Genomic DNA, 22,286 nt, shown 5'->3' with positions numbered 1-22,286 from the left:
TGTGGCTTGCAGCTGTTGGCCGACGCTGATTGCAGCGAACGAGCGAAGAGCTATCTGCAGCGTCATGCTTCTGCGTTCAACCAGGCAGCCGCCTGCTGCACGCCTTGCAATCCAACGCGGAAGACCTTGTGTCATCGGTCCTTGATCTGAAGCTTCAGAGCTTTTGCGTGTGGTTTCTGGCCAGCGTGTCTATGCCGCGCACTCTTGATGCAAGGCCCGGCAGCATCCATCGCACGCGATTGCAGGTGTGCTGACTAAGCGCGCGCCTTGGCAGTCGATTTACAGTATCCGCCCCCTGGCTGTCGCATCTGGTAAGAAGGCCTGGTCTTCTTCGTCTACACGGAAGCAGCGTCTGGATTTCGGAGATGGGCCGCGCCTGACCAGGCCGATCAAGGCGGGCCGTGCGACGCCTGAATCGCTCGGCTCCGTGGCGAGCGAATGGGGGTCAAGTAAGCCGCATGCGTGTCGCTAACAACGTGAACCACAACTCGGATTTCGACGTGATGCGCCTACCGTTGCTTGGACGCCTGTTCTCTTTGTGGAGCCGTGGGCTGCAACACAAGGCCAATGCGGTGGACCGGGTGATGGCGGTGATCGAATTCGATCTGGATGGCCGCATCCTTGAGGCCAATGAGAATTTCCTGTCGCTGATGGGATACCGGCGTGATGAGGTCGTCGGCCAGCATCACCGCATGTTCGTGACCACGAGCGATCGCGACAGCGAGAGCTACCGCCAGTTCTGGGATGCGCTGCGGCGTGGCGACTTCAATGCCGGGCGTTTTTGCCGGCTGGACAAGCAAGGCCGCGAAGTCTGGATCAATGCTTCCTATAACCCGTTGCTGGATCGCACGGGCAAGGCCTACCGCGTGGTGAAATACGCCACCGACATCACCGAACAGGTACGTCAAACCGCCGATTTCGAAGGGCGGATCGATGCGATCGACAAGGTCATGGCCGTCATCGAGTTTTCGCTGGATGGCACGGTGCTCGATGCCAACCAGAATTTTCTGCAGGTGATGGGCTATCGGCTCGATGAGATCCGCGGCAAGCACCACGGCATGTTCGTGGATGCGCAGACGCGTCAATCGGCTACGTATCGCGCGTTCTGGCAATCGCTGGGGCGTGGTGCATTCGATGCGGGTCGCTACAAGCGCATCGGCAAGGATGGCAGGGAAGTGTGGATACAGGCCTCCTACAATCCAGTCCTCGACGAGCTCGGTCGCCCTTACAAGGTGGTCAAGTACGCCACCGATGTCACCCGTCAGGTCATCGATTCGGCCGACGCGGATGGCCGCATGCAGGCCATCGACAAGGTAATGGGCGTGATCGAGTTCGATCTGGACGGCCGTGTGCTGAATGCCAACGAGAATTTCCTGGCGATTATTGGCTATTCGGCGCAAGAGGCGGTTGGCCAGCATCACGGGATATTCGTGGATGCGGCCTACCGCGCCTCCGACGAGTACCGGCATTTCTGGGCAAAGCTGGCGCGTGGTCAGTTCGACGCGGGACGGTATCGCCGGCTGCGCAAGGACGGCACCTCGGTGTGGATCCAGGCCTCCTACAATCCCATCCTGGACGTCTCCGGGCGCCCGTACAAGGTGGTCAAGTACGCCACCGACGTAACCGATCAAGTGCGATCGGCCGAGCGCATGCGCGACCTGATGCGGCAGACCATGAGCATCGCGCAGAACGTGCAGCGCGAGTCGCATCATATTTCTGCCAGCAATCAGGAGCTGGTCAGCCGGGTGTCCACGCAATCCGGCGCAGTTGCGCAGACCTCGAGCACGATCGATCAACTGGCGGCCACCGTGCGCGCCAACTCCGAAAACGCCGGCTCGGCACGCCGCATGGCCGAAGACTCGGCTGCGGTGGCACGGCGCGGTGCCGACGTCATCGCCGATGTGGTCAAGACCACCGCCGGCATCCGCTCGGCAACCGACCGCATCGGTCAGATCATCGAAGTGATCGACGGGATCGCGTTCCAGACCAATATCCTGGCGCTCAACGCGGCAGTGGAAGCGGCGCGCGCCGGTGAGCAGGGGCGTGGGTTCGCGGTGGTCGCCACCGAGGTGCGCAGCCTGGCGCAGCGCTGCGGCGTGTCGGCCAGGGAGATCCGCTCGCTGATCGACAATGCCACCGGGCAGGTCGGCGACGGCTCGCGCCTGGCCGAGCAGGCCGGTGTGGTGATGCAGGACGTGGTGACCTCGGTGCTGCGTGTCACCGCGACCGTGGAGCAGATCGCCGCTGCCAGCCACGAGCAGGCGCAGGATATTTCGACGGCGAACACGGCGCTGCAGTCCATCGGCGTGCAGGCGCGCGACCAGGCGCAGATGGTCGACGACCTGGCGCGGTCGGCACGTGTGCTGGAGGCCGATGCGGACGCCCTGTTTGCGCTGGTCAACGGCGATGCCGACGGATCGGCGCAGCCCGATGCGCCGTTCGACCCGCAGGTCAAATCGCAGGCCGCATAACCGACGCCCGCGCCGATTCCACGGCCGGGTTGGAGCGGCTGCAACGTGGTTGCTTTCGTCGCTGACGTCGTACACCGTGTCGTGTGGCTGCGCATGTGCGGCACCTGCTCTCGCAGCACGGTGGCAAGCGTACAGGGCATGCGTGCAGCGTCGCGACGATGTCCTGCGCACAACACAAAGCCCGCTAAAGCGGGCCTTGTGCATTGCGATCAGCGCCCCGGCAGCGCGTGCGCATCGCATGCGCTGCAAGGCTTACTTCGGCAGATCGAACACCAGTACTTCCGCGTCGCTTGCGTCAGCCAGCACGATCTCCGGCTCGCCGATGACCTGCACTGCATCGCCGGCCGACAGCGCCTGCCCGTTGACGCTCAGGCTGCCGCGGGCCACCTGCACATAGCCGATGCGGCCTTCGGCCAGCGGCTGTTGCAGGCGCACGTCGCCATCGAGGATCGATGCATACAGCCGTGCATCCTGGTGCAGGCGCAGCGAGCCGTCGTCACCGGCCGGCGAGGCGATCAGGCGCAACTGGTTGCGCTTGCTGTCGGCATCGAAATGCTTCTCTTCATAGCTTGGCTCGATGCCGTTGCGCTCGGGCATCACCCAGATCTGCAGGAAGTGCACCGGCTCGCTGGACGAATGATTGAACTCGCTATGGGTCACGCCGCTGCCGGCGCTCATGCGCTGCACATCGCCGTAGTGCAGGACCGAACCGGTGCCCATGCTGTCCTTGTGCTCCAGCGCGCCGCCCAGGACGTAAGAGATGATCTCCATGTCGCGGTGGGCGTGGGTGCCGAAACCTTCGCCCGGGGTCACCTTGTCTTCGTTGATCACCCGCAGCGGGCCGATGCCCATATGGCGCGGGTCGTGGTAGCTGGCGAAGGAGAAGGTATGGCGCGAGGACAGCCAGCCATGCTCGGCGCGGCCACGGGTTTCGCTCTTGCGGACATTCAACATGCTGCTTCTCCTTGAAAGGTTCGAATTGGCGCTAGGGGCGAATCGCTGTCCCAGCGGCTTGATGCGTAGTCTCCACCCCTTCAATGCAGAGAAAAAGCGAGTAGATTTGGTCGCCACCATCGAAAAATTCGAACAATGAAGATCAGCCTGGAAGCCTTGCAGATCCTGGATGCGATCGACCGCCGCGGTTCGTTCGCCGCCGCGGCCAAGGTGTTGTTCAAGGTGCCGTCCACCATTTCGTACACGGTTTCCAAGCTGGAAGACGATCTGGGTGTGCAGCTGTTCGAGCGGGTGGGGCCGAAGGCAACGCCGACCCAGGCCGGGCGCGAGCTGCTGCGCGAAGGACGAAACCTGCTGCGTGCCGCGCAGGAGCTGGAGGTGCGGGTGCGGCGGGTGGCCTCCGGCTGGGAATCGGACTTTGCGATCGGGCTGGACGCGATGTTGCCGGCCGCGCTGTTGCAGGCGCAGATCCTGGACTTCTACGCCGTGGCCGACAGCACTCGGCTGCGTGTGCTCAGCGAGTCGTTGTCCGGCAGCTGGGAGGCGTTGCTGGACCGGCGCGTGGATTTGATCGTGGCGGCGGGCGAGGGGCCCAGCGGTGGCGGTTATGTCGCCGAACGGATCGGCACCGTGCGCTTCGTGTTCGTCGTGGCGGCGAGGCATCCGCTGGCGGACGCGAAATTGCTGGGTGCGACCGAGCTGGCCGACCATCGCGCGATTGCCGTGGCCGATTCTGCGCGGCGTCTGCTACCGCGCACGGTCGGTTTGTTGTCCGGCCGCGACGTGCTGACCGTGCCGGACATGCACACCAAGTTGCTGCTGCAGCTGGCCGGGGCAGGTTACGGGTTTCTGCCTGAGCCGTATGCGCAGGGCGCGCTGCTGAATGGTCGTTTGCGCGAGGTACCGGTGGAAACTCACAAGGCCGACGAGACTTTCTACCTGGCGTGGCGGCCGGGCGAAGAGGGCGAGGCGCTTGGCTGGTGGCGGCGCGCCTTGCGTGCCGATGGGCTGTTCGAGCGATGGTTGCAGGCGCTTGCCGAAACGTATCGTTTCGCTGCTGCCGGGCAGTCGCAAACGTGATCAAGAGCGGATAATGGCCGCTTGCCGTCGCGCAGGACCCTCGCATGCAAGGCTTGATCGAACAGTACGGATTGGCGCTGGTGTTTGCCAACGTGCTGGCACTGTCGCTCGGGCTGCCGGTGCCGGCGTTGCCGACGCTGGTGCTGGTCGGCGCCGGTTACGCACTGCGCGGTGGCAGCGAGGCGTGGCTGGCGGGTCTTGCAGCGTGGGGTGTGTCAGTGCTGGCGAGTCTGCTTGGCGATCTGGCGTGGTATCTGGCGGGTCGCCGCTTCGGCAATCGCACCTTGCAGTCGCTGTGCCGGTTATCCCTGTCGCGCGATACCTGCATGAAGCAGACCGAGCGGTTCTTCTCGCGCTGGGGTGTGCGGGTCCTGGCAGTGGCCAAATTCGTGCCTGGCCTGTCGATGGTGTCGGTTCCGATGGCCGGTGCGATGCGGGTGCGGCCGGGCGCGTTCCTGCGTTACGACGCATTCGGCGCTTCGCTGTGGGCATTGGTCGGGCTGGGCCTCGGGGCGATGTTCGCCAATCAGGTGCAGGACGTGCTCGCGTTCTTGTCCGGACTCGGTTCTGGTGCGGTGGTGATCGTGGCCGCGCTGCTGGCTTGCTACGTCGGGTGGCGCTGGTGGCGGCGTCACACGCTGCTGCGGTCGCTGGAGCGCGCGCGCATTGCGGTGGACGAGCTGGTGCCGCTGCTGGATGGCGACGAGAGCCTGCGGCCGGCGGTGCTGGATATCCGGGCACCCGGATACCGCGAGCTGCAGCCGTACACGATTCCTGGCGCGGTCTTCGCCGACGAACGCCAGCTTGCGCAGATTCTGGCCAGCGTGCCGCGCGATCGCAGTGTGGTGATTTATTGCGCGTGCCCGGATGAAGTGTCTGCGGCCTGGTTGGCGGGCCGGATGCGCGAGCATGGATATCGCGATGTGCGTCCGTTGCTTGGCGGGCTGGATGCTTGGCGCGATGCCGGACATCCGGTGACCTCGTTGGTGCCGGTGGTGGTGGTCGCTAAATCGGATGCTGTTGGCGCGACAACGTGAGCGTTCTGCGTCTGGTTCGGTAACAGGTGTCGCAGCGCATTCGCTCGGTGCGTCTGCACGATCGGTACGCTGCGCAAGCCGGGCTCGCAGGCGATGCAGTCAAAACGACAGGCAAAAAAAAGACCAGCAAGCTGGTCGTTTTCTTCAAGATTGGTGCGCCCGGAGAGATTCGAACTCCCGACCGCCTGGTTCGTAGCCAGGTACTCTATCCAACTGAGCTACGGGCGCATATCTTGTTTTGACTTGCAATCCGATGCACTGCAGTCGGACTTTTAACTGAAAAGACAGCGGTTCAATGCTGTCTTTTTTGTTCCTGAAGATGGTGCGCCCGGAGAGATTCGAACTCCCGACCGCCTGGTTCGTAGCCAGGTACTCTATCCAACTGAGCTACGGGCGCCTCGTCAGGAGCGGAATTATGCGGATGCCCGGCGTACTCGTCAATCCCTTTGTGAAATTCGATCGCCACTGACTGTATCGGCACGCCTGCGATGCAGCGCAGCCGCCACAGCGGCGGGTGCCTTCATCCATGCAAAGTGATCGCTGCGCACGCCCAGTTGCGCATCATCCAACTGCTGCAGCTCGGCATGCGCGTGCGGCATCTTGTGCAGCAGTGCATGCAGCGCCGCAGCCGGGCCGAAGTGATCGTGTGCAAAGGTCAGCGCCTTGATCGGTACCGTCAACGCGCCCAACCCGCGCTCCAGTTCCCAGTCGCTGCCTGCAGCGCGATAGCGATTGCTGCGGCCGACCCGCGCCCAGTCGGCGATCAGGCTGCGTGCCTCGGTGCCGCCGAAGCCGAGCGATCGCCCGTGCAGCACGCCCTGTACGCGTGCAAGCCAGGGCAGGGCGCGATACACCAGCGGCAGTCCGTAACGCATGGGACGCGGAAAATTACGCCAATACGGCGAGCCGCTGGCAACCAGCCATAGCTGCGTCAAAGGCGAGTCGGGTTGCGATGGCAATCGCCCGGCCTGCAACGCGGCATGGCAGCAGGCCAGCTGACCGCCCAGGCTGTGCCCGCCGACGATGCGCGGGTGCTGCGGATCAAGCCGGTCCATCAGTGCCTGGCTGGCCGGAATGTCGTCGGCCAGTAGGGTGCGATAGCCCCAATCGTGTCGACGCGATGGGCGCAGCGTGCTGCTGCCATTGCCGCGCCATTCGTGCAGATACACCGCAATTCCGGCAGCGGCCAAGGCATGGGCGAACGGTTGGTAATGCCGTGCCGCCACGCCCAGTGCGGGCAGCCACAGCAAGGTGGCGATCGGTTGCAGCGGTGCGATGCGCATCACTTCCCAGCGATGTCCGTCCGCTGCGCTGGCCGTCAGCGTCTGGCTGTGCGCGCTCATACGCCAGGAGCGGCGCCGAAATGGTCGAGCACCAGTACCTCGCTCTGCCCCGGGCGCTGCCCCAGGCGGATGGCGCGCGCCACGTAGTCGATCGCGGCCTCGCAGGCGTTGAGTAGCGACAGACCCTGGCACAGCTGTGCGGCGATCGCCGCCGACAGGCTGCAGCCTGTGCCGTGCGCGTCGACGTCGACACGCGGATGCATGAACACGTCCTGGGTGACGCCGTCATCGAAGCGATCGATGACGCGTGCGCCCTCGTGCAGGTGGCCGCCCTTGAGCAGCACGGCGTTCGCGCCGAGCTCCAGCAGCGCGGCGGCGGCATGTTCGGCGGCATCGGCAGTGTCGATGCGGCGGCCGGTCAACAGCTCGGCTTCGGGCGTGTTGGGCGTGATCAAGGTTGCCAGCGGCAGCAGGCGCGAGCGCAGCGCATCCAGCGCAGCATCCTCTAGCAGGCGAGCGCCGCTGGTGGCGACCATGACCGGGTCCAGCACCACGAAAGGCGGGCGATGGGCTTCGAGCAGATCGGCCACGCAGTGGATGACCTCGGCATTGGCCAGCATGCCGAGTTTGACGGCCTGGATCTGGAAGTCGGCGAAGCAGGCGTCCACCTGTGCGCGCAAGAATGCGATGGGCGGGATGTGCACGGCGGTGACGGCGCGCGTGTGCTGCGCCGTCAATGCGGCAATCGCCGACAAGCCATGCACGCGATGCGCGGCGAAGGTCTTGAGATCGGCCTGGATGCCGGCACCGCCGCCGGAATCGGAGCCGGCGATGGTCAATGCGGACAGCGTGCTGGGCGTGGTCATACGCCGATTCTGCACTGCTGCCTGGAGGATGTGCGCATCATCCTGTACGCCAGCGACGCCATTGCAGATAGGCGACATAGCCGGCACCGGTCAATCCGGTAAGGATGGCCGGCAGGTAGAGCGCGTCGTACTGCCAGCGCTGGAACAGCACAGTGCCCAGGATGCTGCCGCCAAGAAAGCCGCCGATGATCAGCCCGCTCAGCGTGAGCCGGCGCACCTGCAGCGGGCGTCCGCGCAGCAGGTGCCCTAGGCCGATGCCCAGATCGGTGAACATGCCGCTCACATGCGTGGTGCGGACCGCCGCGCCACTGAGGGTGGTCGCCATCGCATTCTGCAGGCCGCAGGCGCCAGCGGCGAACAGAGCGCCGCCGACATGATGCAGCTTGAACAGCGGAATCGCGGCCAGCAACAGCAGTGCCTCGATCAGCAGCGCCGCGCCGTAGCGCTGTCCAAGCCGCAAGGCATCGTCCTGGATGATCAGGCCGCTGAGCATGGCGCCTGCGCAGAAGGCGATCAGGACGCCCCAGAGGAAGCCGATCTCCGGCGCGCTGCCTTGCACCAGGGCCACGCCAAGCAGGCTGGTGGTGCCGGTGAGGTGGCTGACCACCTGATGCTCGGAACCCAGGTAGCCGACCACGTTGACCATGCCCGCCACGCTCGACAATGCCACCGCGCCAATCCAGACCCAGCGCGGCAGCAGCAGGCCCATTGCGGGTCAGGGGCTGCCGTTGACGGCGATCTGCGAAAACGCGCCGGTTTGCGGGTCGTACAGCGCCCCCCAGAAAGCGCTGCCGCCGTCGCAGACCTTGATCGCTTCCCGTGCCGGTTTCACCGGCGGGTCGTTGGGCAGCTTGAACGCATTGATGTAGATCAGTTGCTGGCCCTGGATCACCACGCCCACGTATTGGCGGTCGAACTCGCGCGGCTCGGCAATGGTCGGCGTCAACGCATCCTGCCGGGATTCCAGCTGCTCGATCTGTTGATGGCTCGGTTCCCAGTAGCCGCTGATCTGGCCCGGATGACGCGCCGGGCTATCGCGCGAGCAGGTGTCCAGCACCTGCTCGGCGACGCTCTGGCGGGTGATGATCCACGACTGCCCGCTCTTGAGGTTGGTTGGCACCGTCGATGGCGCCTGGGTGGTCGCGCAGCCGGCCAGTGCGAGCACCGCAAGTGCAGTGGCGCTGCGAAGCGTTCGCATCATAACACCTCCGAGGCGAAGTCGGCCAGACGCGAGCGTTCGCCACGGCGCAGCGTGATGTGCGCGCTGTGCGGCCAGGCCTTGAAGCGATCCACCGCGTAGGTCAGGCCGGACGTGGTCTCGGTCAGGTAGGGCGTGTCGATCTGCTCGACGTTGCCCAGGCACACGATCTTGGTGCCGGGGCCGGCACGGGTGATCAAGGTCTTCATCTGCTTCGGGGTGAGGTTCTGTGCCTCGTCCAGGATCAGATACCGCGACAGGAAGGTGCGCCCGCGCATGAAGTTCATCGAGCGGATCTTGATGCGGCTGGCGAGCAGGTCGTTGGTGGCCGCACGGCCCCAGGAGCCGCCGTCCTGGTTGTGGGTGAGCACTTCCAGGTTGTCGGTGAGCGCGCCCATCCACGGGGTCATCTTTTCTTCTTCGGTGCCGGGCAGAAAACCGATGTCCTCGCCCACGCTGACCGTGGCGCGGGTCATGATGATTTCGCGGTAGCGCTGCTGGTCCATCGTCTGCGCCAGGCCGGCGGCCAGCGCGAGCAGCGTCTTGCCGGTGCCGGCGGTGCCGAGCAGGGTGACGAAATCGATTTCCGGGTCCATCAGGGCGTTGAGCGCGAAGTTCTGCTCGCGGTTGCGCGCGGCGATGCCCCAGACCGCGTGCTGGGTGTGGCGGAAATCGTCCACCAGACACAGCGTGGCCTTGCCGCCGCCGACCTTGGCCACGCGCAGTTCCACGTCGTCTTCGCCGGGCAGATACAGGTACTGGTTCGGGTGCCAGTCTTCGTCGTCGGCCAGCACGATCTCGTAATGGGTGCGACCGCGCTCGTTCCAGCTGCGCAGGTCTTCGTTGTGCTTCTGCCAGAAGTCTTCCGGCAGCTCGATGGCGCCGGTGAACAGCAGGCTGAAATCGTCCAGCGCGCGGTCGTTCTGGTAATCCTCGGCCACCAGGCCGCTGATGTAGGCCTTGATGCGCAGGTTGATGTCCTTGGACACCAAAATGACCGGCACATCCGGGTTTTCTTCGCGCAGCGCCAGCACCGAGGCCAGGATTTTGTTGTCCGGCAGCATCGCGCCGAAGGTACGGCCCGGGTCGATCGGATGGATCTGGAAGTACAGCCGGCCGATCGCCGCCTGGCCCTTGAGCTGGATGCCCTGCGGATGGCTGAGCAGGATGCCGGCCTGGATCTGCTCGGCGTTGGTGTTCTCCAGCAGTTCGTCCAGGAAGCGGCTGACCTGGCGCGCGTTGCGGCTGACTTCGGAGGTGCCCTTCTTGGCGTTGTCGAGTTCTTCGATCACCTGCATCGGCAGGAACACATCGTGTTCCTCGAACTTGAACAGCGAGGTGGGATCGTGCATCAGCACGTTGGTGTCCAGCACGTAAATGCGCTTGCCTCGGGTCATTGGGTCTTCCAAGTGATGGAGCAGGGGCGAGCCATCACGCCTGCATGTGCAGGGTGATGGAGGACACGGGAACTCAGGGGCGTCACTGTTTGGCGTGCGCCTTGACTGCGGCCAGCACGGCCTCGGCATGGCCGGCGACCTTGACCTTGCGCCAGGCCTGCACGACGCGCCCTTCGGGCGAGAGCAGGAAGGTGCTGCGCTCGATGCCGAGCACCTGCTTGCCGTACATGTTCTTTTCCTTGATCACGTCGAGGGCGCGGCACAGGGCCTCGTCGCCATCGCTGACCAGCGGGAAGGCAAATCCTTGCTTGGCGCAGAAATTGTCGTGCGACTTCACCGAGTCGCGCGAGACGCCCAGCACGACCGCGCCGGCCTGCGAGAACTGCGGCAGCAGCGCGTTGAAATCCAGGCCTTCGGTGGTGCAGCCGGGCGTGCTGTCCTTCGGGTAGAAGTACAGCACCACCCACTTGCCGGCATAGCCGCGCAGGGTGGCCTGGGTGCCGCCGGACAGCGCCAGTGGCAGGTCGAGGGTGGTAGCGGGCAGTTCCAGTACAGCGTCGGTCATCGTTGCTCAGCCTGAAGGGGAGAGGCGGTCGGCGGCCGGTCAGGCCGGCCCGACGTCCATCCCATCATAAGCAGCCACATGGAAACGTTTGGCGAGTGCGTCGAACTGCGCATTGCGCTGATTCAGCGATTCGATGGTGTGGTGTTCGCGCCTGTCCACGTGCAGGAAATACGACTCCTCGTCGTCGCCGTCATCTTCGTCGCGTTCGCCGAGAAAGATGTCGATGACGCGGTAGCCGTCCTGGGTGAGTTGCTCGGCGAGTTTCTGCAGCGGTTCCTGCGCCGGGTCGGCGAAGAAATACTCCCAGCGCAAGGGGCCGTCGAGATTCCAGTCGGTCTCGGAGCGGATATGGTCGAACATCTGTTTCAGCGCGGATTGGGCGATGGCCATCGGTGCGTCTGCCTTAGAACTTCATCGGGTCCATGATCGCGTCGAGATTGAGGTGATCACAGAATTCCAGGAAATCATCGCGCAACGCGGCGATGTGCATGTTGGCCGGCACCCCGATGGTCACCTGCGCAGAGAACATCTCCGCGCCGGTCTGCATGGCGCGGTAGCGGGTGCTTTGCAGATTTTCGATGGTGATGCCCTGGCGGTCGAAGAAATCGGCCAGCTGGAACAGGATGCCCGGCTTGTCGGCGGCGATGACTTCGACGATGTAGGGCAGCAGGTTGGACTGGGTCTGCTTGGGGCCGGTGCGGTACCAGACCAGCTTCAGGCCTTCCTCGCGTTCCAGCCGGGTCAGCATGGCTTCGAGCTTGGCGACCGAATCCCAGGAGCCTGTGGCCAGCGCGGTGACCGAGACATCGCGCCCCACCGTTGCCAGGCGGGCGTCCACGAGATTGCAGCCGCTATCGGCGATGCGGCGGGTGACAGGCAATAGGGGGGACTCCGGATGCGTCGTGTAGGCGTTGATCAGGAGGTGATTTTCGGTCGGCGAAGGCCGGGGTGTAGAGTCGGTCAAAGGGGCTTCCGGCATTGCATCAGGCTGAATGGCCGCCCGGGCAGGCGCCCTGGCGGTGACCAGCATACTTGCCCGTGGTTTCGCGCCGCAAGTAACATGCAGGCGGTCGCAACCCGCGTGCGCGCGGGCCTCCCCTGTCACGTAAGAGCAGCAGAATCTTGTCCCTTTCCGGCATCATCACCGCGCTGGCGACCCCCTTCGGGCCGGACGGCGCACTCGACCTGGATGCCTGGCGGCGGCTGCTGGAGCAGCAGCTGCACGGTGGCGTGCAGGGCATCGTGGTCGCCGGCTCCACCGGCGAAGCCGCCGCGCTGAGCGACGACGAATACGACACACTGCTGCGCGCAGCCGTTGCCCAGGTTGCCGGCCGGGTGCCGGTGCTGGCCGGTACCGGCCTGTCCGGCACCGCAAAAACCATTGCGCAGACGCGCCGCGCCGCCGCGCTGGGCGCGCAGTACGCGCTGGTGGTGACGCCGCCGTACGTGCGCCCGACCCAGGCAGGGTTGAAGGCGCATTTTCTGGCCGTGGCCGACAACGGCGGGCTGCCGGTGGTGTTGTACAACGTGCCCGGCCGCACCGGCTGCGACCTGTTGCCGGAGACGGTGGCCGACCTGGTCGATCACCCGAATATCGTCGGCATCAAGGAAGCGCGTAGCGAACCCGAGCGCGTTGCCGCGCTGGTCGCGTTGCGCAGCGACTCCTTCGTGGTGCTCAGCGGCGATGACGGCAGCGCCGCGCAATCGATGCTGTCCGGCGCTGAGGGCCTGATCTCGGTGGCGTCCAACGCATTGCCGTCGGCGTATCGACGCCTGTGCGATCTGGCCCGCAAGGGCCAGCGCGATGCGGCCACCGCCTGGGATGCGCGCCTGAGCGAATATCACAGCTTCTGCGGGATCGAATCCAATCCCATCCCGGTCAAGGCGCTGCTGCAGCGCGCCGGGATCGGCCACGGCCTGCGCTTGCCGCTGCTGCCACTTTCTGCGGCGCACCAGCCTGCCGCCGACCGCCTTGCCGCCGACGCCATTGCGTTGGAAGCACTTTCCAGCCGCGAAATGCTCGCGGCCTGACCCAGGAGATTTATCGATGCGTCATTCCGTTTCCCCCGTCCGCGTGCTGTCGCTCGCGTTGCTGGCGACCGCCACCGTCGCCGCCACGAGTGGTTGCAGCTGGTTTCACAAGGGCGCGCGCGGCGACTATGCGTTGGCCCCGGAAGCCCGCCCGCTGGAAGTGCCGCCGGATCTGAACCTGCCCGATACCTCCGGTGCGATGAAGGTGCCGACGCTGGCATCGACCACCCAGCAGAACAACACGCCGCCGTCTGCCAGCGCCAACAGCGGTTTCACCGTGCCGGGCGAGCGCGACGAGGTGTTTGCCAAGGTCGGTGCGGCGCTGGCCGAGATTCCCGGCCTGACCATCGCCAGCAAGGCGCAGATGCTCGGTTCCTACGACGTGAGCTACGAGGGTTCCAGCTTCCTGGTGCGCGTGGTCAAGGTCGAGGCGGGCAGCTACGTGTCGGCAGTGGATCCGCGCGGCATGCCGGCCACGGCCGCTGCACCGGTGGCGGTGATCAGCGCGCTGAAGGGCAAGCTCGGCGGCTGAGTGGGTTCAAAACGCTGTCGGAAAGCAAAACGGGCGCTCAAGGCGCCCGTTTTGCATTGTGCGGTGTGGCTGCGGGCGGCGTTGGTATCGCGCGCGGGATAGCGCCTTAGCGCTGCAGCAGCGGCAGCTTGTTCGGTTTGCCGTCCCAGTCCGCAGCATCGGGAAGCGGTTCCTGGCGCACGGTCAGCACCGGCCAGGCCTTGGCCAGCTCGGCGTTGAGCGCGACGAAGCCTTCCTGGCCGGCGGGGACGTCATCTTCCGGATAGATCGCGTTGGCCGGGCATTCGGGCTCGCACAGCGTGCAGTCGATGCACTCGTCCGGATCGATGACCAGAAAGTTCGGGCCGACGTGGAAGCAATCCACCGGGCAGACTTCGACGCAGTCGGTGTATTTGCACTTGATGCAGTTTTCGGTGACAACAAAAGGCATGGCGGAATCCGGCGTTTAGCCCGGTAATTCTAAAGCAGTCCGGTGATGGGTGTGAGGTGGGATGCGGATTGTGTGCTGCGCAGTTGTTGGATGTGTCGCTCGTGTGCGGGACATGCCTGGATCTTTCCGGGTTGGCTGTCTTCCGCAGCACCCTCACCCCAACCCGCGCTTGCGGCGCGCGCGATCCTTGCCTTCCCGCCCCGCAGGAGACGGCTTGGCATGCTGTCTCCGTGGGGCGCAGCTCAGGTCAGGCCGTGTTGCCGGGCCAGGGCGAACAGACCGGCGGCGGCCAGGTCTTCCGGGTGCGTTTGGGTGGCCACGCCCAGATGCGTCAGCGCCAGGGCGTAGCGTTGCGCCAGCGCCGGGCTGCCGACCAGGTGCACGGTGGCGTGGCTGCCGCGATGCTCGCCGAGCTCGTGGCCGATCAGCAGGCCCGAAAGGTACGAGGGCAGGGCCTGTGCACTGAGGCGGTCGAACAAGCCCAGCGTGCGGGTGCCGAACAGGTGGTGGCTGAGGCCGCCGGGGTCTGCGCTGCGATCCACGCCCGACAGGAACGCGGCTTCATCGAGGTCGGCGTGATCGTCGGACATAAGCTTGCCGAGGATGCTGTGCTGGCGCAGCACCGCGTACAGCTCGCCTGTCATCACGGTGGCGAAGTCGGTCAGCTGGCCGTCGGCAATCGTCGCCCATTTGCTGTGTGTGCCGGGCAGGCAGGCGATGTGGTCGCCGTCGCCGAGTGCGGCGATCAGCCCGACCAGCTGGGTTTCTTCGCCACGCATGACATCGGGCACGCCATGCTGCGCGCCGGTGCTGACGCCGGGCACGAACCATAGCGTGCGGCCGGGCAGCAGGTCGTCGTAGCGGCGCATGGCGCCAGCCAGTGCGGCGGTATCGGCCGGGCAGGGCAGGTAGGCCTGCTCGACCCAGCCGTTGCGGCTGCCGATCATGCCCGACAGGACGACCGGACCTTCCCAGCCGTCGATCAAGGCGCTCAGCACCTCGCCAAAGCGGCCCTGGCAGGCGAGGATGCCGTCGCTGCCGCGACGCTGTTCGAGCACGGCACCGGTGGCGTCGAGCAGGTAGGCGCGCAGGCTGCTGGTCCCCCAGTCGACGGCGATCATGCGCTGGCCACCCGGCTTTCGGGCAGGCCGGTAATGGCGAGGTCGCAGACGAACAGGCTTCCGGCTTGGGGCATGCCAGCGAGTTCTTCGGCGCTATGGTCCAGGCGCGAGGAGATCACATGCAGACGGTCCAGCGCCGCGCCGCCGAACGCGCTGCAGGTGGGGTGCTTGACCGGCAGCTGCACGATCCGCTCGACGCTGCCGTCGGGGCGATAACGCACCACGCGCCAGGCGCGCCACTGCGCATTCCACAGATGACCTTCGCTGTCGATGATGGAGCCATCCGGCTCGGCATCATCGCGATCCAGCGTGGCGAACACGCGCGTGTTGCTGGTCTGCGCGGTGTCCGGATCGTAGTCGCAGCACAGGATCTGCGGGCGCACCGAATCGCAGTAATACAGCGTGCGGCCGTCGAGGCTGAAGCAGATCGAATTGGGGATCGATACGCCCGGCAACGGCAACGCGCGCAAGCCATGGGCCAGCGAGAACTGATACATCGCGCCGCGAGCAGCCTTGCTGTCGTGCTCGTCCATGGTGCCGAACACCAGGTTGCCGTGCCGGTCGACGCGGCCATCGTTACTGCGCGTGAGCGGGTTGTCTGCTTCGATATCGGCCAGCTTCTCGAACGGCAACAGCTCGTCTTCGGTGCTGTCCGGGTCGACGATGCCGATGGCCTTGGCCAATGCGATCAGCAGGCGGCCGTCGTGCATCAGGCCCAGGCAGCCCGGGCGGTCGGGCAGCGTCCAGTAGCGCGATTGCGCCGTGGCCGGATGATGCCGCCACAGGCGCTTGTCGACGATGTCGACCCAGTACAGCGCCTGGCGCTGCTCGCACCACAGCACGCCTTCGCCATGCGTGCAGCGGCTGTCGACCGCCAGCACGGCGGTGTGTTCGGGCGTGCTCACCATTCGGCGATGCTGCCATCGGCATGACGCCATACCGGGTTGCGCCAGTCCGGCGGATTTTCGTTTGCGCGCTTGAGCATGTCTTCGTCGATCTCCACACCGAGCCCGGGCTTGGGCAGGGCGGCGATACTGCCATCGACACACTGAAAATCGTCTTTATTGATGACGTAGTCGAGCAGGTCGGCGCCTTCGTTGTAGTGGATGCCGATGCTCTGTTCCTGCAGCACCGCGTTGTGCGAGACGAAGTCCACGTGCAGGCAGGCAGCCAGCGCGATCGGGCCGAGCGGGCAGTGCGGGGCGAAGCCGACATCGTAGGCTTCGGCCATCGCGGCGATCTTGACGCACTCGGTGATGCCGCCGGCATGCGACAGGTCCGGCTGCACCATGCCGATGCCGCCGGCGCACAGCACGTTCTTGAATTCGAAACGCGAGAACATGCGCTCGCCGGCCGCCAGCGGGATCGAGGTGCTGGCGGCCAGGCGCGGGTAGTACTCAGCCTGTTCGGCCAGCACCGGTTCCTCGACGAACAGCGGCTTGAACGGTTCCAGCTCGCGCAGCAGCGCCTTGGCCATCGGCGCGCCGACGCGGCCGTGGAAGTCGATGCCGAAGTCGATGGTGTTGCCGAAGGCTTCGCGGATTTCGGCGACCTTGACCACGGCGGCATCCACGGCGCGCGCGCTGTCGATCAGCTTCATCTCTTCGGTGCCGTTGAACTTGAAGGTGTCAAAGCCCAGCGCGCGGTAGTCGGTGATCTGCTGGATGATGGCACCGGGGCGGTCGCCTCCGACCCAGCGGTAGGTCTTCATGCGGTCGCGCACCAGCCCGCCCAGCAGCTCGTACACCGGTACGCCCAGCGCCTTGCCCTTGATGTCCCATAGCGCCTGGTCGATACCGGCGATGGCGCTCATCAGGATGGCGCCGCCGCGGTAGAAACCGGCGCGGTACATGGTCTGCCACAGGTCGTTGATGCGCGCCGGATCCTTGCCGACGACATAGCCGGCCAGTTCGTGCACGGCCGCTTCCACGCTGCGCGCGCGGCCCTCGATGACCGGCTCGCCCCAGCCGGTGATGCCCTCGTCGGTCTCGACCTTGAGAAACAACCAGCGCGGTGCGGCGTGGTAGGTGGTGAGGCGGGTGATCTTCATCCTTGCAGTTCCTGGTAGGCCTGCACGAAGCTGCGTGCATGCGTCTGGGTCGTTTCGAGTGATTGCGCGGGTTTGTACAGCTCGCCGCCGATGCCGGCGCCGGCGGCGCCCTGGGCGATGAAGCCGGCCAGGGTCTGCGGGCTGACGCCGCCGACCACATAGACCGGGATGTGGGTGGGCAGCACCGAGCGCAGCGCGCGCACATGCGCAGCGCCATAAGTTGCGGCCGGGAACAGTTTCAGGATCGTTGCGCCGGCATCGATGGCGTCGAACGCCTCGCTGGCGGTGGCGAAGCCGGCCACCACGGTCAGCCCGCGCGACACCGCATGGCGGATCAACGACGGGCGCGTGTTCGGGGTGACGATGAAGCGCGCACCGATGCCGGCCAGGGTGTCGACATCTTCGTTGCGCAGCACCGTGCCGGCGCCGATCCAGGCGCGCTCGCCGTAGGTTTGCTGCGCGAGCGCAATGCTCTCGGCCCAGCGCGGCGAATTGAGCGGGATCTCGATCGCATCGAAGCCGGCGTCGATCAGCGCGCCGACATGGGCGAGTGTGTCTTCCGGGGTGATGCCACGCAGGATGGCGATCAGCGGCAAGGCGAACAGGCTGGCGGTGGTCTGTGAAGTCATGGTGTTACTCGCGATAGAGCGGAAAGCGGCCGTTGGTGGCCAGAAGGCCGGCAGCGTCGGGGGAACTTGCGCAACGGCGGGCGGCAAGCAGGTGCTGCCGATGCGCGATCCGCAGGGTAGAGTGAGGGGCGAAAGAGCGGACGTATGGCTGGGCCGCCAGCGCATGCCCAAGCTGCATGCTTCGCGCTACGGCCCGCAAGTGGCCGGCAAGATGCCGTCATCGTCGTCCACCTCCGCAGTCATGGCGTGCGTGCTGCCACCCGGTCAGAGGCGGTCACGTCTGGTTCTGGCCGCGCCCGGGAGGTAGGGGCTCCTGCTGCGGCGAGCGCTAGCCTCGCCCGGGGAGATATGTGCTGCAAATGAAATTTTCGGCATATTCTATTCCTCCGACGAATACACGGCCGCATCCGCAACCCATGGCAAATTCCGGTACTCCCTGGTTCAACGCAGCCCGCCTCAAGACCCGCCAACTCCTGTTGCTGCTGCATCTGCACGAACAACGCTCGGTGCTGCGCGCGGCCGAGGCCGCCAGCATGACCCAACCGGCCGCCTCCAAGCTGCTGGCCGAGATGGAAGACATGCTGGGGGTGAAATTGTTCGAGCGGCATGCCCGCGGTGTCGAGCCCACCTGGTACGGTCATGTGCTGATCCGGCGCGCCCGCGCGGCGATGTCGGAGATCGGCCGGGCCCAGGAAGAAATCGCCGCGCTGCGCGCCGGCCGCATGGGCCAGGCGTCGATCGGGACCGTGGTCAATCCGGGGACCAACCTGGTGCCGCAGGCGATCGCCGAGGTCAAGCGCGAGTTCCCGGACATCCTGGTGCGGGTGGAGATGGACTACAGCCGGCCGTTGGTGGCGAAATTGCTCGATGGCCAGCTGGATATCGTGATCGGCCGCATCCTGGGCCCGGAAGGCGTGGGCGAGCTGGAGTTCGAGCCGCTGGCCGATGAGCCGCATTCGGTGATCGCACGTGCCGGCCACCCGCTGGCCAGCCGGGTCGGTCTGCAGCACGCGGACCTGGTACGGCACGGCTGGATCCTGCCGCCGGCCGACAGCGTCTTGCGCGCACGGCTGGATTCGATGTTCATGGAGCACGGCGTGCAGACGCCGACCAATGCCATCGAAACCTCGTCGTTGCCGGTGACCTCGACCCTGTTGCGTGGCACCGACATGCTGACCGCCCTGCCGGTGGAGTCGGTGGCGCCGCTGATCCAGGCCAAGTTGCTGACCGTGCTGCCGATCGAACTGGGGGTGCGGATGGAATCGTTCGGCATCATCCGTCGGCGCGATTACATCCTGCCGCCCGGCGCCGAGCGCATCCTGCAGGCGCTGCGGACCACCGCACGGCGTTTGTACCCCGGTCTGCGTGGGCCGGAATCCCTTGGCTAGCGGGCTCTTCCATTTGTATTCCCTGAGGTAATACCAGTCCGTGAATTTTTCATTGGCTGGCGCTAGACCGTGCGCCTATATCTGTGCGCCAGATCGCACGCTGAAGCGCACGTGAAGTCGGGCAGGTGATCGGCGGGCAAACCGCCAGAGAGAGCGGGGGGCGGGCGTTCGCGTCGGCTCCCGCATGATCCCGCGGGCCGCGCCACGGCGCCGCGACAACCAGTCTTCAGTCGTCTAGCGTCCTGGGAGGGATTCGGATGTACAAGTTTTCAAGCCATGCCTCGGCAGGGACGGGCGTGCACGCACGTCGTACCCCGCGTTTGCGTCATTCGGCCATGGCCGTCAGCATCGGGTTGCTGCTCGCCGCCCCTGCGTACGCGCAACGGGCGCCGTCCCCGCAGACCGCTCCCGCCACCAACGCCGGCGCCAGCGCGGTGGATCTTGATACGGTGGAAGTGCGCGGTGTGCGCGCCAGCCTGATCAAGTCGCAGGTGATCAAGCGCGACTCCACCCAGATCGTGGATTCGGTCAGCGCCGAAGACATCGGCGCGCTGCCCGACCGCAGCGTCACCGAAACCCTGCAGCGCGTCAGCGGCGTGACCATCGACCACTTCGCCGCACGCAGTGATCCGGACCATTTCTCCGCCGAAGGCAGCGGGGTGATGATCCGCGGACTGACCCAGGTGCGCGGCGAACTCAATGGGCGCGACATCTTCAGCGCCGCCAGCGGCCGCGGCCTGAGTTTCGAAGACGTGCCGGCCGAGTTGATGGCCGGCGTGGACGTGTACAAGAACCCCTCGGCGGAAATCATCGAAGGCGGCCTGGGCGGCACGGTCAATCTGCGCACGCGCATGCCGTTCGACAATCCGGGCCGCATCGTCGGCGGCAACGTCGACGTCAACTACGGCGACATGAGCAAGAAGTACAAGCCCTCGGCCTCGTTCCTGTTCAGCGATCGCTGGCAGACCGGCGTCGGCGAGATGGGCTTCATGATCGACATCGCCCATTCGGAACTGGCCACGCGCTCGGACGGCATCCAGGTGGAGCCGTATGTGCGCCGCACCGACGACGCGGTGCTGGCCGGCAGCGGGCGTACCGAGGTCTACGTGCCCGGTGGCGTCAACTGGCGTCAGCTGGATTTCGAACGCAAGCGCGACGGTATCGCCGCAGCGTTTCAGTGGAAGCCCAGCGACCAGACCGAGATCTACGCGCAATACCTGCGGTCGCGTTACGACATGAACTGGCAGGAGCGCGCGGCGTTCTTCAACGACAGCAACAACAGCATCAGCCCGGCGCCGGGCACCACCTTCCAGTACGACCAGGACGGCGTATTCCAGCGCGGTTCGCCGGTGTCCAATTCCTGGCGCGGCGTGCTGACCGGCGATGGCGTGCGTTTCAATACCGACAACCGCTACTCCGATCAGCAGACCACCACCTCGGATCTGTCGGTGGGCTTCAGCCATTACTTCAACGACAACCTGCAGATCAAGGGCGATGTGCAGCTGGTGCAGTCGGACAACGACCAGCTGGACTTCACCGTGTTCAGCGCGACCTACCTGCCCGGGTTGACCTATGACGTGTCGGGCAAGTACCCGCGCGTGGACATCGCCAACCAGGGCTTCCCCCAGGACCCGTCCAATTATTTCTGGGCGGCGGCGATGGATCACCTGGGCAAGAACCGTGGACGTCAGCTCTCCACGCGGGTGGACCTGGAATACACCTTCCAGGACAGCAGCTGGCTGCGGTTTGCGCGCTTTGGCATGCGCGCCACCGACCGCAACCAGACCAACAAGAACTCCGGCTACAACTGGGGCGTGTTGTCGGACAACTGGGCGGCGATCCCCGGCAGCGCCACGGGGCTGGCGGACATGTCGCAGTACCTGCCTGACGAGTCGTCGCAGTTCACCTTCAAGGACTTCTTTCGTGGCGGGGTGAACGTGCCCACCACGCTGGTGGTGCCCAACGGTGGGCTGGTCAAGAACTACCGGCGCGCATCGGAGCTGCTGCAGCAGCAGATCGTGGCATTGCGTGGATGGGGCTGGGCGCCGGATAGCTATCAGCCGCAGGACACCAACCGCCAGTTCGAGCGCACCCAGGCCGCCTACGCTGCGCTGTATTTCGGTAATGACGAAGCATGGGGCGTGCCGGTGGACGGCAATATCGGCGTGCGCATCGTGCAGACCAAGACCCAGGCCGAAGGCTTCGGCCAGTTTCAGGATCTGTCCGGTCTGAACGTGTCGCCGGAGCTGCAGGCCCGCTACACCGGCCAGTACTTCGACAACAACTCGCAGGGCAGCTACACCAACGTGCTGCCGAGCTTGAACATGCGTTTCCGCTTCACCGACACCTTGCAGTGGCGCATTGCCGCGTCCAAGGCGATGGCGCGCCCGGACTACACCCAGTTGCAGCCGTACGTGCTGCTCAACGTGGAAACCGACGACGCCGGCAATGCGACCAACTTCGTCGGCACTGCGGGCAACCCGACCCTCAAGCCGATGACCGCCAACCAGTTCGACACCGCACTGGAGTGGTACTTCGATACCAGCGACATGCTGTACACCACGCTGTTCTACAAGAAGGTCAAGGATTACTTCTCCACCCAGACCCGCAGCGAGACCTACGACAACCGCGAGTGGCTGGTGACCCGCCCCTACAACACCGACGAAGGCACCATCCGCGGTGCCGAAGTGGGCTACACGCAGTTCTTCGACCAGTTGCCGGGCTGGATGAGCGGCTTCGGCATCAATGCCAACTTCACCTTCGTCGACAGCAAGGGCGGGGCCAATACCGCCATTGACCCGTACACCCGCACCACAGTGACCGGCGTCGAGCTGCCGCTGGAAGGCTTGTCGCGGCGTAGCTACAACCTGGCCGGCATCTATGAAAAAGGCCCGCTGTCGCTGCGTCTGGCCTACAACTGGCGCTCACGGTATCTGCTGACCACCAGCGACGCGGCCACGCGCCTGCCGACCTGGGCCGACGACTACGGCCAGCTCGACGGCTCGTTCTTCTATCGCTTCAACGAACATCTGCAGCTGGGCGTGCAGGCCAACAACCTCACCAACACGGTGACCAAGGTGCTGATGGGCCCGACCTCGTACGCCGATGGCGAAGTGGACCCGCGCCTGTACACGCGCTCGTCCTTCGTCAACGACCGCCGCTATTCGCTGGTGCTGCGCATGAACTGGTAAGTGCGCCCGGTCACGTCCCGGCTGTGCGCTGATCGGCATGGTCGAGCCCGTTTCCCGGGATTC

The 22,286-nt window shown here is 65.5% G+C and carries 21 protein-coding genes and 2 tRNA genes; 7 read left to right on the top strand and 16 right to left on the bottom strand.

The annotated features are described in order from the left end of the window. Nucleotides 1–527 precede the first annotated feature (527 nt). Nucleotides 528–2,471 (top strand): methyl-accepting chemotaxis protein, encoded by a 1,944-nt coding sequence (locus FHY19_RS08570; protein WP_259166347.1) that lies wholly within the window; start codon nucleotides 528–530, stop codon nucleotides 2,469–2,471. 252 nt (nucleotides 2,472–2,723) lie between these two features. Here FHY19_RS08570 and FHY19_RS08565 read toward each other — a convergent pair whose 3' ends face one another. Continuing rightward, nucleotides 2,724–3,425: a pirin family protein gene (locus tag FHY19_RS08565; protein WP_259164701.1), complete on the bottom strand. Its 702-nt coding sequence runs from the start codon at nucleotides 3,423–3,425 to the stop codon at nucleotides 2,724–2,726. A 135-nt stretch (nucleotides 3,426–3,560) separates the two neighbouring features. On the opposite strand from FHY19_RS08565, the gene FHY19_RS08560 reads away from it, so the two are divergent. After that, entirely contained in the window at nucleotides 3,561–4,505 is a 945-nt protein-coding gene (locus FHY19_RS08560; protein WP_259164699.1) for a LysR substrate-binding domain-containing protein, read from the top strand. 44 nt (nucleotides 4,506–4,549) lie between these two features. Then, nucleotides 4,550–5,542 carry a DedA family protein/thiosulfate sulfurtransferase GlpE gene (locus tag FHY19_RS08555; protein ID WP_259164691.1) on the top strand — a complete coding sequence of 331 codons (993 nt, stop codon included), beginning with the start codon at nucleotides 4,550–4,552 and terminating at the stop codon, nucleotides 5,540–5,542. A gap of 151 nt (nucleotides 5,543–5,693) precedes the next feature. On the opposite strand, the gene FHY19_RS08550 is transcribed toward FHY19_RS08555, so the two are convergent. From FHY19_RS08550 to FHY19_RS08505, 10 genes are all read right to left on the bottom strand, one after another. Beyond that, nucleotides 5,694–5,770, bottom strand: a tRNA-Arg gene (locus FHY19_RS08550). Between the two features lie 92 nt (nucleotides 5,771–5,862). Beyond that, nucleotides 5,863–5,939 (bottom strand) — tRNA-Arg (locus tag FHY19_RS08545). Nucleotides 5,940–5,979: 40 nt separating this feature from the next. Then, nucleotides 5,980–6,885: an alpha/beta fold hydrolase gene (locus FHY19_RS08540; RefSeq protein WP_259164690.1), complete on the bottom strand. Its 906-nt coding sequence runs from the start codon at nucleotides 6,883–6,885 to the stop codon at nucleotides 5,980–5,982. Then, complete coding sequence (thiD, locus tag FHY19_RS08535; protein WP_259164687.1) at nucleotides 6,882–7,691, bottom strand: bifunctional hydroxymethylpyrimidine kinase/phosphomethylpyrimidine kinase; 810 nt, start codon at nucleotides 7,689–7,691, stop codon at nucleotides 6,882–6,884. Before thiD ends, FHY19_RS08540 begins: the two co-directional genes overlap by 4 nt. Nucleotides 7,692–7,728: 37 nt before the next feature. Next, nucleotides 7,729–8,400 (bottom strand): YoaK family protein, encoded by a 672-nt coding sequence (locus FHY19_RS08530; RefSeq protein ID WP_259153895.1) that lies wholly within the window; start codon nucleotides 8,398–8,400, stop codon nucleotides 7,729–7,731. 6 nt (nucleotides 8,401–8,406) lie between these two features. Continuing rightward, on the bottom strand, nucleotides 8,407–8,889 hold the full coding sequence (locus FHY19_RS08525; RefSeq protein ID WP_259164676.1) for a hypothetical protein: 483 nt from the start codon (nucleotides 8,887–8,889) through the stop codon (nucleotides 8,407–8,409). After that, nucleotides 8,889–10,286, bottom strand: coding sequence for a PhoH family protein (locus FHY19_RS08520; RefSeq protein WP_259164674.1), 1,398 nt, complete (start codon nucleotides 10,284–10,286; stop codon nucleotides 8,889–8,891). The genes FHY19_RS08525 and FHY19_RS08520 overlap by 1 nt, the downstream gene beginning before the upstream one ends. An 82-nt stretch (nucleotides 10,287–10,368) precedes the next feature. Further along, nucleotides 10,369–10,851: a peroxiredoxin gene (locus FHY19_RS08515; RefSeq protein ID WP_259164666.1), complete on the bottom strand. Its 483-nt coding sequence runs from the start codon at nucleotides 10,849–10,851 to the stop codon at nucleotides 10,369–10,371. A gap of 39 nt (nucleotides 10,852–10,890) precedes the next feature. After that, complete coding sequence (locus FHY19_RS08510; RefSeq protein ID WP_259153906.1) at nucleotides 10,891–11,241, bottom strand: ribonuclease E inhibitor RraB; 351 nt, start codon at nucleotides 11,239–11,241, stop codon at nucleotides 10,891–10,893. 13 nt (nucleotides 11,242–11,254) lie between these two features. Next, nucleotides 11,255–11,881 carry a glycine cleavage system protein R gene (locus FHY19_RS08505; RefSeq protein ID WP_002813792.1) on the bottom strand — a complete coding sequence of 209 codons (627 nt, stop codon included), beginning with the start codon at nucleotides 11,879–11,881 and terminating at the stop codon, nucleotides 11,255–11,257. A 92-nt stretch (nucleotides 11,882–11,973) separates the two neighbouring features. On the opposite strand from FHY19_RS08505, the gene dapA reads away from it, so the two are divergent. Further along, nucleotides 11,974–12,882, top strand: coding sequence for a 4-hydroxy-tetrahydrodipicolinate synthase (gene dapA, locus FHY19_RS08500; protein WP_259164658.1), 909 nt, complete (start codon nucleotides 11,974–11,976; stop codon nucleotides 12,880–12,882). Between the two features lie 16 nt (nucleotides 12,883–12,898). Next, complete coding sequence (locus tag FHY19_RS08495; protein ID WP_104611331.1) at nucleotides 12,899–13,414, top strand: hypothetical protein; 516 nt, start codon at nucleotides 12,899–12,901, stop codon at nucleotides 13,412–13,414. Between the two features lie 106 nt (nucleotides 13,415–13,520). Here FHY19_RS08495 and fdxA read toward each other — a convergent pair whose 3' ends face one another. From fdxA to FHY19_RS08470, 5 genes are all read right to left on the bottom strand, one after another. Then, the gene (gene fdxA, locus FHY19_RS08490) at nucleotides 13,521–13,844 is read right to left on the bottom strand and encodes a ferredoxin FdxA (protein ID WP_005994928.1); all 324 of its coding nucleotides are present in this window, start codon (nucleotides 13,842–13,844) and stop codon (nucleotides 13,521–13,523) included. A 242-nt stretch (nucleotides 13,845–14,086) separates the two neighbouring features. Beyond that, entirely contained in the window at nucleotides 14,087–14,965 is an 879-nt protein-coding gene (locus FHY19_RS08485) for a 2-dehydro-3-deoxygalactonokinase (protein ID WP_259164648.1), read from the bottom strand. Beyond that, complete coding sequence (locus FHY19_RS08480; RefSeq protein WP_259164641.1) at nucleotides 14,962–15,873, bottom strand: SMP-30/gluconolactonase/LRE family protein; 912 nt, start codon at nucleotides 15,871–15,873, stop codon at nucleotides 14,962–14,964. The genes FHY19_RS08485 and FHY19_RS08480 overlap by 4 nt, the downstream gene beginning before the upstream one ends. Next, nucleotides 15,867–17,015, bottom strand: a complete 1,149-nt coding sequence (dgoD, locus tag FHY19_RS08475; protein WP_039404273.1) for a galactonate dehydratase — start codon at nucleotides 17,013–17,015, stop codon at nucleotides 15,867–15,869. Before dgoD ends, FHY19_RS08480 begins: the two co-directional genes overlap by 7 nt. After that, nucleotides 17,012–17,644, bottom strand: a complete 633-nt coding sequence (locus FHY19_RS08470) for a 2-dehydro-3-deoxy-6-phosphogalactonate aldolase (protein WP_259153920.1) — start codon at nucleotides 17,642–17,644, stop codon at nucleotides 17,012–17,014. Before FHY19_RS08470 ends, dgoD begins: the two co-directional genes overlap by 4 nt. 416 nt (nucleotides 17,645–18,060) lie before the next feature. On the opposite strand from FHY19_RS08470, the gene FHY19_RS08465 reads away from it, so the two are divergent. Continuing rightward, nucleotides 18,061–19,032: a LysR family transcriptional regulator gene (locus FHY19_RS08465; protein WP_259153921.1), complete on the top strand. Its 972-nt coding sequence runs from the start codon at nucleotides 18,061–18,063 to the stop codon at nucleotides 19,030–19,032. Nucleotides 19,033–19,289: 257 nt separating this feature from the next. Further along, nucleotides 19,290–22,223 carry a TonB-dependent receptor gene (locus FHY19_RS08460; RefSeq protein WP_259164637.1) on the top strand — a complete coding sequence of 978 codons (2,934 nt, stop codon included), beginning with the start codon at nucleotides 19,290–19,292 and terminating at the stop codon, nucleotides 22,221–22,223. Nucleotides 22,224–22,286 lie beyond the last annotated feature (63 nt).

The organism is Xanthomonas sp. 4461, from assembly GCF_024806475.1.
GTDB classification, from domain to species: Bacteria; Pseudomonadota; Gammaproteobacteria; order Xanthomonadales; family Xanthomonadaceae; genus Xanthomonas; species Xanthomonas arboricola_F.
Note: the sequence above shows the minus strand (reverse complement) of the source record. Positions and strands in the feature narration are given on the sequence as shown.

Excerpts from the sequence above, each read along its gene's own strand:
- FHY19_RS08565 (WP_259164701.1), bottom strand. The coding sequence starts at position 3,425 with ATGTTGAATGTCCGCAAGAGCGAAACCCGTGGCCGCGCCGAGCATGGC.
- FHY19_RS08560 (WP_259164699.1), top strand. The coding sequence starts at position 3,561 with ATGAAGATCAGCCTGGAAGCCTTGCAGATCCTGGATGCGATCGACCGC.
- FHY19_RS08555 (WP_259164691.1), top strand. The coding sequence starts at position 4,550 with ATGCAAGGCTTGATCGAACAGTACGGATTGGCGCTGGTGTTTGCCAAC.
- FHY19_RS08540 (WP_259164690.1), bottom strand. The coding sequence starts at position 6,885 with ATGAGCGCGCACAGCCAGACGCTGACGGCCAGCGCAGCGGACGGACAT.
- thiD (WP_259164687.1), bottom strand. The coding sequence starts at position 7,691 with ATGACCACGCCCAGCACGCTGTCCGCATTGACCATCGCCGGCTCCGAT.
- FHY19_RS08530 (WP_259153895.1), bottom strand. The coding sequence starts at position 8,400 with ATGGGCCTGCTGCTGCCGCGCTGGGTCTGGATTGGCGCGGTGGCATTG.
- FHY19_RS08525 (WP_259164676.1), bottom strand. The coding sequence starts at position 8,889 with ATGCGAACGCTTCGCAGCGCCACTGCACTTGCGGTGCTCGCACTGGCC.
- FHY19_RS08520 (WP_259164674.1), bottom strand. The coding sequence starts at position 10,286 with ATGACCCGAGGCAAGCGCATTTACGTGCTGGACACCAACGTGCTGATG.
- FHY19_RS08515 (WP_259164666.1), bottom strand. The coding sequence starts at position 10,851 with ATGACCGACGCTGTACTGGAACTGCCCGCTACCACCCTCGACCTGCCA.
- FHY19_RS08510 (WP_259153906.1), bottom strand. The coding sequence starts at position 11,241 with ATGGCCATCGCCCAATCCGCGCTGAAACAGATGTTCGACCATATCCGC.
- FHY19_RS08505 (WP_002813792.1), bottom strand. The coding sequence starts at position 11,881 with ATGCTGGTCACCGCCAGGGCGCCTGCCCGGGCGGCCATTCAGCCTGAT.
- FHY19_RS08495 (WP_104611331.1), top strand. The coding sequence starts at position 12,899 with ATGCGTCATTCCGTTTCCCCCGTCCGCGTGCTGTCGCTCGCGTTGCTG.
- fdxA (WP_005994928.1), bottom strand. The coding sequence starts at position 13,844 with ATGCCTTTTGTTGTCACCGAAAACTGCATCAAGTGCAAATACACCGAC.
- FHY19_RS08485 (WP_259164648.1), bottom strand. The coding sequence starts at position 14,965 with ATGATCGCCGTCGACTGGGGGACCAGCAGCCTGCGCGCCTACCTGCTC.
- FHY19_RS08480 (WP_259164641.1), bottom strand. The coding sequence starts at position 15,873 with ATGGTGAGCACGCCCGAACACACCGCCGTGCTGGCGGTCGACAGCCGC.
- dgoD (WP_039404273.1), bottom strand. The coding sequence starts at position 17,015 with ATGAAGATCACCCGCCTCACCACCTACCACGCCGCACCGCGCTGGTTG.
- FHY19_RS08470 (WP_259153920.1), bottom strand. The coding sequence starts at position 17,644 with ATGACTTCACAGACCACCGCCAGCCTGTTCGCCTTGCCGCTGATCGCC.
- FHY19_RS08465 (WP_259153921.1), top strand. The coding sequence starts at position 18,061 with ATGGCAAATTCCGGTACTCCCTGGTTCAACGCAGCCCGCCTCAAGACC.
- FHY19_RS08460 (WP_259164637.1), top strand. The coding sequence starts at position 19,290 with ATGTACAAGTTTTCAAGCCATGCCTCGGCAGGGACGGGCGTGCACGCA.